The sequence below is a fragment of the Microbulbifer sp. Q7 genome, from assembly GCF_001639145.1.
GTDB lineage: Bacteria > Pseudomonadota > Gammaproteobacteria > Pseudomonadales > Cellvibrionaceae > Microbulbifer.
The window spans coordinates 1303040-1315910 of sequence record NZ_LROY01000001.1; the positions used below are offsets into that span (position 1 = coordinate 1303040).

Below are 12871 nucleotides of genomic sequence, written 5' to 3' on the forward strand. Positions count from 1 at the left end.
GCGACTAACGAGGGCAGGGAGAGCCCCATGCCATACGCAGATCTCACCATTCTGGCGCTGTTTGTTTTTGCATACTGCGCCGTCAGTGGCCGCGCCGAACGCACGGCGATTAATGGCGCCCTGGTTTTTACCCTGTTTGGCCTGGCCTTCGGCGCCTGGGGGCTGGGGTTGCTGAGTTTTGAAGTGGACTCGGGTAGCCTGCGTACCATTGCCGAATTGACACTGGCACTGGTGCTTTTTTCGGACGCGGCCAAGGCGGACCTCAAGGTACTGCGACAAACGATCGCGGTACCGCGGCGCCTGTTGCTGATCGGCCTGCCACTCACTATCGGGCTCGGCATCCTGTCGGGAACCGTACTTTTCCCCCAGCTTCCTTTTTTCGAGGTGGCGGTGCTGGCCATAATGCTGGCGCCCACCGATGCCGCGTTGGGCAAAGCGGTGGTGTCGAATCCGGCGGTGCCGGCGTACATTCGCCAGGGCCTGAATGCCGAGAGTGGCCTCAACGACGGTATTTGTGTGCCCATCCTGTACGTATTTCTGGCCCTCGCCACCGGTCAGGTCGCTGCAGAGGGGTCCGGCGGGCTGGCGCTGAAACTGGTTCTGGAAGAACTCGGAATTGGCTTGCTGGTGGGGCTTGGCCTGACCGCGATACTCACTGGAGTGTTACGTGCCGCCACCCGCCGTGGCTGGATCATGGACAGCTGGCAGCAACTGCCGGTGATCACCATGGCCCTGGGCTGCTTTGGCGCAGCACAGTGGTTGGGGGGCAGCGGATTCATTGCAGCGTTTAGCGGCGGGCTCCTGTTCGGTCGCCTCGCGGTTACAGAAAAGCACGACCTGTTAATGGCGGCGGAAGGTGCCGGTGATGTGCTGGCGCTGCTGACCTGGGTTGCATTCGGCGCGGGTGTGGTGGGCAAGTGGCTGTCATTGCTGACCTGGGAAGTGGTGCTGTATGCGGTACTGAGCCTGACGCTGGTGCGCATGTTACCGGTATACCTGAGCCTCGCCGGCACCGGAACGAGCGTTCGCGAAAAATTATTTATGGGCTGGTTCGGCCCGCGCGGCCTCGCCAGTATCGTGTTTGGTGTGATCGTATTGGATCAACACCTGCCGGGAAGTGACACACTAACTTTGACCGTTGCCGTCACCATATTGCTCAGTGTGGTTGCCCATGGCCTCACCGCCAATGCCTTTTCTGCCCGCCTGGGGCGCGATGAATCGGGTGCGGGCTAGCGCCGGCCGGTATGGTGAACTTAAACGTACTTCGCTCTTCCACCACTCGCGAGGCGTTGAAAACGGCGCTGGCGATGGTGCTCACCTACTGGATAGCCCTGCAGGCCAATTGGGACAAGCCCATGTGGGCGGGCCTCGCGGTGGCGCTTGTCAGTTTGGATACCCTGGGGTTGTCACTCAACAAGAGTGCGCTGCGTATGTTGGGTACGCTGGTTGCCGGGGTGGTGGCACTGGTACTGGTGGGACTCTTTCCTCAGGATCGCTGGCTGCTTATGGCCGCGCTGTCGCTGTGGATTGGCGGTTGCACTTATATGATGTTGGGCTCCCCGCGGGCCTATTTCTGGCAGGTCTGTGGCTTTGTCAGTGTGATTATCTGTGTCGGTGCCGCTACCTCCAGTAGCGGCGCGTTTGCCACTGCCGTATTGCGCGCCCAGCAGACCGGCCTCGGGGTACTGGTGTACAGCCTGGTGGCCATGCTGGTGTGGCCGCGTCACAGCGACGGCCAGTTCTTGGCCGCCATCGCGGAACTGCACGACAAGCAACTCGCCCTGTACCGGCATACGGTTGGCGGGCTGACCGGAAGCGTGGACGTGGCAAAAACTACCGCTCTGTTGGGGGAACTCACCGGCATCCACCAGAGGGTGTCTGGTCTTTTGGAAGCTTCGGTTGCCGATAGCTACGAGATCTGGGAGCGGCGCTGCTACTGGCAGCGTTATGTCGCCCGCGGCAAAGCCGTGACCGAATGTTTGGAGCGGCTCGCATTACTGGCGCCCGGTAGTACGCCGCTCTCGTTGGAGAAACGGATGCCCGCACTGGCGGACTTCGACACCGTTATCCAGCAGCGATTCAGAGCGCTTGCCTCGCGAGATCACGCTGGCATCAGCGAGACGCCACAGACGGCACCAGCGCTTGTCGCAGAGCGCCGTCAACTGGAATCCCTGTCGCTGTTTGATGTCGGTAACCTCGCGGTCATTCGTCGGCAACTCACCGCGCTGGATTCTCTCACCCGTGACCTGTTGTCTGCGGAGGAGAATGCGTGGAGTGAGCAGCCTGGAATGGAACCAGTGCCGACAGCGAATTTAATCCATCAACACTGGCGGCTGGATGCGGATCGCGTGATTGCGGGTGTGCGTGTGATGCTTTCCCTGTGGGCGGCGTATCTGCTGTATATCTATGTCGAAGGTGTACCGGCGGGGGCAACGCTGGTGACGTTAACTGGATCGCTGGCGATGGTGCTGGCGGCGGCGCCGCAGGTGGCGCCACTGCGATTGGTGTTGCCGGTGTTGGTGACCACATTGCTGGCGGGTGTGATTTATCTCTTTGTCATGCCCAACCTCATCCATTTCTGGCAATTGGCGTTGCTGCTGTTTGCGGTGACGTTCGGCATCTGCCGTGCGCTTTCCAGTCCTTCCGCGCAGGCGGCAAAAGCCCTCGCGTTTTCCATGTTCATTTCTGTTTGCAGTATCCAGAACGCGCAAACGTACAGTTTTCTCGCCATTGCCAATATAGCCATGGCGTTTCCCATTGTGTTGCTGCTGCTCGCCCTGGCGGCGTACTTCCCGACCTCGCCGCGGCCAGAACAGGTTTTCCGTCGCTTGCTTGCGCGCTTCTTGTGCTGCGCCGGCGATAGTTTTTTGCAGGGGAATAGCGCCGGGTATGGGCGCCATAGACAACGCCTTGCCCATGCGCTGACTACACTTCCTGTGGAAATTGCCACCTGGTCTGGTCGAACTCCCGCGCGCTATTGGCCCGATGGCGAACGCCAGGCACTGGATACGCTGGTGCAGCGCATTGGTGCGCTGGCATTTTTTATCCAGACGCTGGCACAGGAACTTCCGGTTAAGCGACGAGAACCGGAGGCGCTGGTGCACTGGCGCGAATCGGTGGGCGGTGCCCTGGTTACCCTGGCGGGTTCACTATCAGGAACGGAGCGGGTGGACTATCGCGAACTATCCATCCAGCTGCACGCTTTACTCGACAGCATGGAAGCGGAAGTGCGCAGCGAAGCGGCACAACGCACGCAACTGGATAGTGATGTGGTGGAGCAGTGGCTTTGTCGAGCAGGCCTGCTGCGCGGCATAGGCCAGTCTGTCGTCGATATCGCCGAGACGGCGGATAAATTCAGCTGGAGGCAGTGGGATGAACCGCGCTTTTATTGAAAACCGGCCGGTGTGTGGCGATGCCCGTACCCCATGAATTGGCCATCGCCGGGATTTACCTTTCTCCCATGCTCGTCGCGGCGACGCTGGGATTAATCCTCGCGCTCACCGTGGCACACCTGCTGGATCGCTATCGCCTGTCGCGGTACTTCGCCCATCCGGCTCTGGTGCTCACCAGCCTGAGTGTCATTTTTACCCTGCTGGTGGGAACCCTGTTTATTGGAATATGACGCGTGCAGATTTCCAGAAAAACCATACTGACAGCGCTGGTTGTACTGGTGGCGGCGCTGGCGGTGGTGCTCAGATACCAATACTCGCGGAACAACCCCTGGACTCGGGATGGCCAGGTGCGCGCCGCGGTCATTCAGGTGACCCCCAATGTTTCCGGTCAGGTGGTGATTGTCGGGGTTAACGACAACCAGTTTGTAGAACAGGGGGCCCTGCTGTTCGAGATAGATCCGCGGCCGTTTAAGGCGCGGCTGGAGCAGGCGCGGGCCGAGTACGACCGCACCGGCGACAGCTACCTGGCACAGGAACAGAATGTGGAATCGGTTGCCGCCCAGCTCGAGGTCGCGCGTGCCTCGGTGCTCCAGGCAGAGAGTGCGATTCGTGAAGTGGACGCAGTGATTCAGAAAAATGAGGCAGAACTGCAGCGCCAGCAGCGGTTGTTGCCCCAGCGCGCCACATCCCAGAAACAGGTGGAGCGCGCACTGGCCCAGCACGCCATCTCCCTGGAGCAGCGTAAGGGCGCGCAAGCGGCACTGGTGCAGGCGCGGGCAAATCTGTCCGGGGTTTCCGCTCGCCTTGACGAAGCGCGCGCAACCCTCGGCGAACTGGGCGATGCCAACCCGAGTATCCGTGCAGCGCGCGCGGCACTGCGGGAGGCGCAACTGAATTTTGAATTTACCCGCATTACCGCGCCCGCAAATGGTTATGTCACCAACCTCAATTTGCGAGTGGGCAGTCAAGCGGTGGCCAACCAGCCCGCGCTGGCACTGGTGGACGTAGACAGTTTCTGGATCGAGGGATTCTTTCGTGAAACCGCCGTTGCGCATATCTCGCCGGGTGACCGCGCCGTGGTGACATTGATGGGTTACCCGGATCGCCCGATCGAGGGGCGCGTGGAAAGTATTGGCTGGGGCATTGCGCAGCAGGATGGCGCCACCGGCCGCGACCTGTTGCCGCAAATACGCCCTACGTTCGAATGGATACGCTTGGCCCAGCGCATACCGGTGAAAATTGCCCTCGGCGAATTGCCAGATGGGGTCTTGCTGCGTGTCGGTACCAGCGCTTCGGTGCAGGTACTGGGAGGCACCGCCCCCCGGCAGAGTGAAGATGCGCCCGGGCTCAAGTAGCGTCGTGCTCCGCGCTGCGGGTGAACGGCGGCGAGCGCGGGTGGCGATGGTGACGCTGGCCGCTGCAGTCGCGGCCGGCGTGGGTGGCTGCACCCTGGGGCCGGCATACCAGCCGCCGGCAGCGCCGGTTGCGGAGCACTGGATAGAGCGCGGGAGCACGGAAATAGACGCAACGACGCCGGTGGCACCGTTGTGGTGGGAACAGGCATTTGCCGACCCGCTACTGGATGAACTGGTGGCCATTGCCCTGGAGCAAAATCTCAGCCTGCGCTCGGCCACGCTGCGCATGATGCAGTCACAACAGCAGCTGGCCATCGCCGTGGGCAACCAGTTTCCGCAGGTGCAGCAGTTGACTGGCAGCGCCGCGCGTTTCAAGGCCAGCAACCTCATCGTTGAAGAATACGATATCGGATTCAATCTCTCGTGGGAGCTCGACATGTGGGGCCGTTTCCGCGGTGAGGTGCGCTCTGCCGCCGCTGCCATGGACGCTAGTGTGGCGGAATACGATGGTGTACTGGTATCGGTAGTAGCCCAGGTGGCGCAGGTGTATATCCAGATTCGCACCACCCAGAACCGTCTCGATGTGGCTCGCCAGAACATCGAGCTGCAAGCGGAAAGCCTGCGTATCGCGCGCGCCAAGGCGAATGCCGGTGAAGTGAGCGACCTGGATGCAGAGCAGGCTGAATCGCTGCTGTACAACACCAAAGCCATTGTGCCGGGGCTTGAAACCACACTGCAGCAGCTGGAAAACGCGCTGGCAGTGTTGCTTGGGCAACCACCGGGTGCGCTGGGAGTCTCACTGGCGCCACTCACGGCTATTCCAAGGGTTCCGCCTGCGGTGGCGGTGGGAATGCCCCAGGACCTCCTGCGGCAACGCCCCGATATTCGTGCCGCCGAGCGCTTGCTGGCGGCACAGGGGGCACAGATTGGTGTGGCGCGTGCCGAACTCTACCCGGCCTTTTCCATTGCCGGTGCCATCGGGTCGCAGGCCATGGACGTCGGCAACCTGTTCGAGGGCGAAACGGAAACCTGGAGCATCGGCGGCGGCTTTGCGTGGAACCTGTTTAATTACGGCCGGTTGCGCAGCAATGTGCGTCTACAGGACGCACGCTTTCAGCAGCTATTGGAAGACTACCGGCAGACGGTGCTCGAAGCGCAGGCGGATGCGGAGAACGCCATCGTTGCCTACCTCAAGTCACAGCAGCAACTGGTAATGATCGAGCGCGCCGCCGCCGCCTCCAGGCGCTCGGTGGCGCTATCCACCGCGCAGTACACCAACGGGCTAGTAGGGTTTAACACCGTCATTAACACACTCACCGCAGACGCCAACCAGCAGGACCAGCTGGCGCAGACGCGCGGTGCAGTGGCGGCCAACCTGGTGCAGGTATACCGCGCACTGGGTGGAGGCTGGCAGGTACGTGCAGAACTGTCACCAGTTGAACTGGTGCCACCGGAAACCCGCAAAGAAATGCAGCAGCGTACCGGTAGTTGGCACAAGGTATTCAGGGAATGAATCAGGCCGAGGTGAGAAAATGCTGATCAAAGTCCTGCTGATTGCATCGGCATTGCTGGTCGTCAACACACTGATCCACGCGCTGGGGATGACGGTTGCCCTCCGTTGGAGCCGGCTAATTGCCGAACTACATCCGGCACATCCGTTTCTGCCAACCGGCCGGCCGCTGGTGGTATCCGCGGTGGTATTGCTGATGTTCTTTGCCTCGGTGGCTGAAGTCATGACCTGGGCGCTGGTCTACCGCTGGCTGGGTGCGTTTAGTGACGCAGAGCCTGCGCTCTACTTTTCCATGGTCACCTACACCACCCTGGGCTATGGCGATATCGTGCTCGAAGGCAGTCTGCGGTTGTTGTCTTCATTTCAGGCCGCCATCGGTATCATCATGTTCGGCTGGACCACCGCCGTGGTGTTGGCGGTGGTTCAGCGGCTGTACCAAAAGCCGCAGCGCTAGTCCCTCAATCCACTGAAAGAACAGCGCGCTGCCAGCGGTTTACTGCTCGGGGCTATACCAGATCGGCGAGGTCCACGCGCGTTCCTGAATACTCACCGGCAGATCCTCCGGACGCTTGAGACCCGTGCGGGCGGCATCGTAGGTGGACCAGCGCGGTGTGGGAATCTGCAGCACGCGCGCATAGTAAACGGCATACTGCGAGGCAACGAAGTCCGGGTCTGTCCAGGTCGCTGTTAACTGGGCGTCGCCAATGCTATTGCTATAGGTCGCGTCTTTTTCGTTGACGGTATTACCCACCGGCGGGATCTTGCCGTCCGCGCCAGGCTTGCGATCACCAGACAGGGCAACGTCGTAAATTTTCGACTGTTGTTTGCCGGATGCATCGATCCAGCCCTTGATGATCTGAATGCGGTCGAGGTTGGCGCCGTCGGCTTCCTTCATCGCGTGCACCACAAAGGTTGGCGCCTTGTCCGTGGTCGGTAGCAGGTCGCCTCCCATGGGCACACCTTTGGTATAGGCCTTGGTGAGACCATTTGCGGAGCCGAGGGATATACCCTCAAGTTCATAGCCGCCGAAGAATCGCACCTTCATGCGCGGGCCGGAAGTAGCGTACGTCTCTTTGCGCTTGATGCCCTCGAAGATGCCGTCCCGGGTATTGGCCTCGGCCCACACCGCGGCCACACCGCCAGAGCTGAAACTCCGCACTTGTTTTGCGCCAGCCGCATCGACTCCGGGCGGGCCTTCCAGTCTGTGTTTGGGATCGATTTCAAAACCGAACTTTCCCGTGTAGTTGTCTTCCTCGATCGCAGCCGCGCCATTGTGGGTGTCCGAGTCGCCGATAAAACCGAATTTGAACGGGTTGCCGTTGCCTTCACTTTCAAGCGTGAGCCCGCGGATCAGCGCCTCGCGCGCGTAGCCGCCTTTTTTATGTTCCGGCGGGGTTGCGGTGGGCGCCAGTGTGTAGTCCCAGAGCTCGAAACTGCCGAATTCATCATTGGGAAACAGCGCTGGGTGGGTTTCAGAGGTGCCCTTGATCTGGGTGAGCTCGTAGACCGGCTCGTTGCGCATACGCGCCTCGGCGTACTCCTGATTCAGCGCGCTGCCGCCGTAGGATTGGTCTACCGGGAACATGAGTCCGTCGCTGGCATTGCCGTTGTGGGCAATGGCAAGAAGGTCGTTACCCGCCTTGCGCTGCCCATCCATCCAGCGCCAAAGGTCCTCGGGTGTGCTGGAGTCGAGGGCGGAGAAGGGGGCATCCGGCACCTTGGTGCTGTCGCGGAAAAAGACGACTCGATGCAGGTTTCTCCAGTCGGGGTTTGATGTCCACTCATATCCCGGCATGGTGGTGAACTTGCCCGGTTCGTAATGCGCGTCAGCAATTTTTACCACCTCCGACCAGAGAGACCTTGCCTGTTTTTTGTCGCCGAGAATCGGGTCCACCCTCATATTAGAGATGCCATCGAGGATCTGGCCGTAGGCATCGAAGGATTTTTTCGGGTCGTCGCCGGTGATATCTGCCGCCAGTGGATGCTTGCTGATCGGGCTGTCGGGGTCCTCCATCAGCGGTAGCACGCCCAGGTACTCTGCGTGGTCGGAGACGATATACCAGTCCAGAGGGGCGCCAATCTTTAGGGGCTTGCCGACTTCACCCGGGGGAATCTCTTCACCCTTGGCCCAGCGGTAGGCTGCGTCCGGGTCCACCCAGGCCTCGTTGATATACGCATCGAAGGACCAGCGCGTATGCACGTGCAGGTTGCCGAAATACACGTCGCGGTTCGGGTTGGACGCTATTTCGATGTCCTTGGGTGCGGCGGCCGCCTTGGCCGTCTGCGGGTCAGCTGGACCAGCGGACACTGTCGTCCCATTGGCCTCGCGCATCGCCGAGTCAGGTTTCTCTTGGCTATCTGGCGTGACCTTGTTGTCCCGATCTGCGCTGCATGCCGACAGCATTATTATTGGCAGAATCAGGTAAGAGTAGGGGAATCGCATGAGCCGCTCGCTTTATTCCGTGATGTTCGAAGTCGGATTTCTGGTAGCTTAGTAATAGCGGACTGGGGCGCTGCGCGTTGGCACTGGGATCGAATTTGACAGGCCTTTCATTTTTTTCTACGGATTTCGCAAGTAATTCATCGGCGAACAGAGAGGTGAATTACTTGCTCAAGCGGAACGCCGATCGCGGGACTGACTGCCGAACACAATTCTGGCACTCGGTCACCGTCGGTTCGGTCGAAGCTACAGAGGCTATAATGCCCCCAATACTACGATGCCCGCATCAAAAAAACTGGGCTCCTTATCAAGTGCTGGCCAGCAAATTCACTGGCCCCCATGAATAATTCCTGCATTGAATGGATTACGGAACAAGGAAGTTCGCAACATGCAGTTACTGAAGAAGAAATCATTGAATGTGCTCGCCGCCGTCCTTATGAGTGTGAGCCTTGCGACGGTCACTAGTGCAGACCAGGACTTCTCTTCCATGCAGATGCAGGGCGTTGAGCGAGTAGACATCAAGGTTGATGTGGACGCCGCAGTGAAACGGTTGTCCAAGGCCGTGCAGTTCCCCACCATCTCCAATCAGGACAGAGCGGATTTTGATGTGAAGGCGTTTGAGGGCTACCACACGTTTCTCGAACAGGCCTATCCCAACGTCCACAAGACTCTGAAGCGAGAAAAGCTGGGTAAGCCCCGCCCTTACAGCCTGCTGTACACCTGGGAGGGCAAGGATCCGTCACTGCCCCCTGCCGTGTTTATGGCGCATCAGGACGTAGTTCCCATTGCAGAGGAGTCCCGCGACCAGTGGAAGCACGAACCTTTTTCCGGCGCAATTGCCGATGGCTACATCTGGGGGCGCGGCGTACTGGACGACAAAAACCAGATTCATGCCATCCTCGAAGCCGCGGAAATGAAGATCAAGGAAGGTTTCCAGCCGGCCCGCACGCTTTACTTCGTGTTTGGTCACGACGAGGAAGTGGGTGGCCCGGAAGGTGCCAAGCATGTGGTAGACGTGCTGGAGCAGCGTGGGCTCAAGGAGATCGCGTTTGTTATTGACGAGTCTGCGCCGCTGATACCAAATCTGTTTCCCGGCATCGAGGAAAACTCCGCGCTGATCGGGATTGCCCAGAAGGGCTACATGAGCCTGGAACTGTCGGTGAATGGGGAAGGTGGCCATTCATCCCAGCCGCCCGAGCATTCCAATATCGGTATTTTGGCCGAGGCGATCACCAAACTGGAAAATGCCCAGTTCCCTTACAAGATCAACAAGGCGGTGCGCTACCAGTACCGCTTTATGGGGCCAGAGCTGCCGAAGGAAAAGCAGGCGATGTACAAGGCCGTCGCATACGGTGACGACGGAAAGACCACCGAGCTGGAGCAGAAGTTCATCGAGGAAATGGCCGAAGATCAGGTGACCCGCGCCATGCTGCATACCACCATCGCGGTCACCATGTTTAATGCTGGCATTAAAGACAATGTACTGCCGCCTTCGGCAACCGCAGTGGTCAATTTCAGGATCGCGCCGGAGGATTCCAAAGAAAGCGTCATTGCCCATGTGAAAAAGGCGATCGACGACGATCGCATCAGCATCAAGGACATTTCCGCATCCACCCCACCAACGAACGTCGCTGACCCCCATGGGGACGGCTACAAGCTGCTGGAAAAAACCATCCGGCAAACCTGGGGCAATGACCTGATTGTCTCGCCGTTTTTTGTGATCGGCGGATCGGATTCCAAGCATTTCCAGGCCAGGCCTTTCGCTCCGAATGTCTACACGATTACCGGGATACAGCTGGAATCCACCAAGGAATTTGCCGGCTTTCACGGGGTGAATGAACGCATTCTGGTGGATGAATACGGTCGTTCGATCGCATTTTTCTACCAGTTGATGAATAACCTGGAAGAACTTTGACTTTAATGCTTGTCAATTTTTGGCAAGAAAGTCGATACCCAACCCTTCGTTAGGTCCTTCACCCTCTTGGCCAATTTTCGAACTTCTATGTGTTTGACCAAGAGGGTTTACAACTTCGGGTTTTATTTTAGCTTTGAGTGGTCCAGACCCTTTGTGTGGTCTGCCGGATTCCAGTGCAGTGTTACCCTGACATTATTGATTGTCTTTCCAGAATTGTTCAAGAATACATTCAAGTTGCTCGCTTCTCTTAACGCAACCTCACGGAATGCATGCTGATACTCGGCAGGCGCAGTCACACTAATTACACGTGTGTTGATTGCAACTCCATCTTCCTTTACATCAAATTCTACGGTAGAAGATGCTGAGATCCCCAGCGCTTCGAGCCCGTCTGGATAATCTGGGTAGTGGCTTTTAATGGGCTGCAAGGCTGGTGTTCCTGTGAACTTTAGCTCATTTGCGGGCGATGGAATTGAATAGGGCAGCAAGTGGATTTTTCGATAAGGCATTCTTTCCGTAACAGCATCAAGTACGGTTTGAGATGTTCCGACACCTGCTATGTGGAAGCGTACTACGTATTCTGCCCCTTTAAGATTCGCGTTATCTCCGGTGAAAGGAAAGCTGCTAACGTAATTTTTACTTGCCTCAATAAACGAATTTACATGGCCACCGGAAGTTACCGTGTCCAGTACGTCGATCGATGAAATCTCGCCCTCAGTAACATCAAACTGAAGATGAACCTCACCTTGAGCACCTTCGATGAACGCCGCACGTGGTAGCGAAAACGGTAGTAATTTTGCATCATTCAGGTTGATGGTGTTCTGAGGGCTTGCACTCACCTGTCCCCAGAGAAAAGCGAATGAAAGGATTAAGGCGTTCGCTCCACCAGCCAGGAACCTGGCTATTCGTGATGGTCTTATTTTAGATTTAAGCCGATTGATTCTTGTAATCATGGTCACTTTGTCTCCGTAATGTGATTGAAGCATCCAGAATCCATTCCAGTTCTCATAGGACTGCAGCATCGCCCTGGAATACAGGATTTTTTTCCCTTTACTTGCCTGCGCTAATACCTCTTCGTCGCACGCACATTCTTGAGTGAGTCTAAATCTCAAGTACACAATCCAGACAATAGGGTTAAACCAAAAAATGCTTGCTAAAGCCAGTGCGAGCAAATTCCATAGGTTGTCATATCGACGGGCATGCACAAGCTCATGTTCAAATACAAATTGCAGCTGTCGTGAGTCATAACATTGTCGGTAGTTGCTAGGGAGAATTATTTCCGGGCGAAAAATACCTTTCAAGATAGGTCCCCGGACTTTATCTGATGTGTAAAATATCCCGTTGGGAAGTTGGTCGTACAGGCTGTCTTTGAGTACCGGTTTTTTTGGCAGCGTGGCCAATTTGAATAGCCCAACAGCCAGCCCGGAGGCCAATACAATGACTCCGGCCAGCCATATCCATTGAAATTGAATCGTCGAAGTGTGTGTTATATTGCGGTAAATTCCAGAGTCATTGGCCGTTTGGATTGTTGACGCTATGACCTCCGTGACTAAATTAGAGGCGACGTTTTCAGAGGCGGCATAATCTAAGGTTATGGGAGGAAGACTTGCAACAAAGATCGCCAGAGGGATAAGTAGGTAAAGCAGGTATGTAAATTTCGCGCCTATACGTTTTGTCAATATGAGGTCGCTAAGCCAAACCACGAGTAGCACCAGCGTAAGCAGCGCCTGTTGTTCTAGCACCCAATTAATCATTATCTTTTTCCCACTGTTCGATAATGTCCTTGAGCTCCTCAATGTCGGATTTCTTCAAATCCCCACCTTTGACAAAGCCAGAGATCAATACAGAGAGCTGTCCATCAAAGAGTCGTTCGACGAGTTTTCTGCTCTGTTTGATTTGATATGCCTCACGATCGAAGCAGGGGGAGTAGAGGTAAGCCCTGTCTTTTTTTTCAAAACCGATAGCGCCCTTTTTAACCAAGCGACTCAGGAGCGTCTTTACGGTGCGCTCTTGCCAACTCTTCTTGTTCCTCAGGCGCTGAAAAACTTCACGAGCGCTAGCGGGAGCGCCAGCCCATAGTGCCTCCATGACTTCATGTTCCGCTTCCGAAATCTCCATACTCGCTCCGATTACACTTGTAGTCTTAATGATTACAAATGTAGTCAGTGGGCGTGATAATGAAAACGGCTAATTAGAAGTAAGTGGCAATTTTTATAGATCAGAATGGAATATAAGGCCCGCAGACCAATACTTGTCGGAGTT

At 57.1% G+C, this 12871-nt stretch carries 10 protein-coding genes; 7 read left to right on the top strand and 3 right to left on the bottom strand.

Annotated features, from left to right (window positions below; all coding sequences use genetic code 11):
- The first annotated feature begins 27 nt into the window (after positions 1-27).
- From AU182_RS05305 to AU182_RS05330, 6 genes are read left to right on the top strand one after another with little or no spacing between them, the layout of a single operon-like run.
- Complete coding sequence (locus AU182_RS05305; protein ID WP_066961651.1) at positions 28-1233, top strand: sodium:proton antiporter; 1206 nt, start codon at positions 28-30, stop codon at positions 1231-1233.
- A gap of 11 nt (positions 1234-1244) precedes the next feature.
- On the top strand, positions 1245-3392 hold the full coding sequence (locus tag AU182_RS05310; RefSeq protein WP_066961654.1) for an FUSC family protein: 2148 nt from the start codon (positions 1245-1247) through the stop codon (positions 3390-3392).
- A 20-nt stretch (positions 3393-3412) separates the two neighbouring features.
- On the top strand, positions 3413-3622 hold the full coding sequence (locus AU182_RS05315) for a DUF1656 domain-containing protein (RefSeq protein ID WP_066961657.1): 210 nt from the start codon (positions 3413-3415) through the stop codon (positions 3620-3622).
- A gap of 3 nt (positions 3623-3625) precedes the next feature.
- Positions 3626-4747, top strand: a complete 1122-nt coding sequence (locus tag AU182_RS05320; protein WP_066961660.1) for an HlyD family secretion protein — start codon at positions 3626-3628, stop codon at positions 4745-4747.
- The gene (locus AU182_RS05325) at positions 4728-6260 is read left to right on the top strand and encodes an efflux transporter outer membrane subunit (protein ID WP_193754290.1); all 1533 of its coding nucleotides are present in this window, start codon (positions 4728-4730) and stop codon (positions 6258-6260) included. The genes AU182_RS05320 and AU182_RS05325 overlap by 20 nt, the downstream gene beginning before the upstream one ends.
- 19 nt (positions 6261-6279) lie before the next feature.
- Positions 6280-6711 (top strand): potassium channel family protein, encoded by a 432-nt coding sequence (locus tag AU182_RS05330; protein WP_066961666.1) that lies wholly within the window; start codon positions 6280-6282, stop codon positions 6709-6711.
- A gap of 39 nt (positions 6712-6750) precedes the next feature.
- Here AU182_RS05330 and AU182_RS05335 read toward each other — a convergent pair whose 3' ends face one another.
- Entirely contained in the window at positions 6751-8700 is a 1950-nt protein-coding gene (locus AU182_RS05335) for a DUF3604 domain-containing protein (RefSeq protein WP_082859226.1), read from the bottom strand.
- Between the two features lie 385 nt (positions 8701-9085).
- Between AU182_RS05335 and AU182_RS05340 the strand changes: the two genes are divergently transcribed.
- Positions 9086-10612, top strand: a complete 1527-nt coding sequence (locus tag AU182_RS05340; protein ID WP_066961672.1) for a M20 family peptidase — start codon at positions 9086-9088, stop codon at positions 10610-10612.
- A 122-nt stretch (positions 10613-10734) separates the two neighbouring features.
- On the opposite strand, the gene AU182_RS05345 is transcribed toward AU182_RS05340, so the two are convergent.
- Both AU182_RS05345 and AU182_RS05350 read right to left on the bottom strand, forming a co-directional pair.
- Positions 10735-12363, bottom strand: coding sequence for a M56 family metallopeptidase (locus tag AU182_RS05345; protein ID WP_066961675.1), 1629 nt, complete (start codon positions 12361-12363; stop codon positions 10735-10737).
- Positions 12356-12727, bottom strand: a complete 372-nt coding sequence (locus tag AU182_RS05350; protein ID WP_066961678.1) for a BlaI/MecI/CopY family transcriptional regulator — start codon at positions 12725-12727, stop codon at positions 12356-12358. Before AU182_RS05350 ends, AU182_RS05345 begins: the two co-directional genes overlap by 8 nt.
- Positions 12728-12871 lie beyond the last annotated feature (144 nt).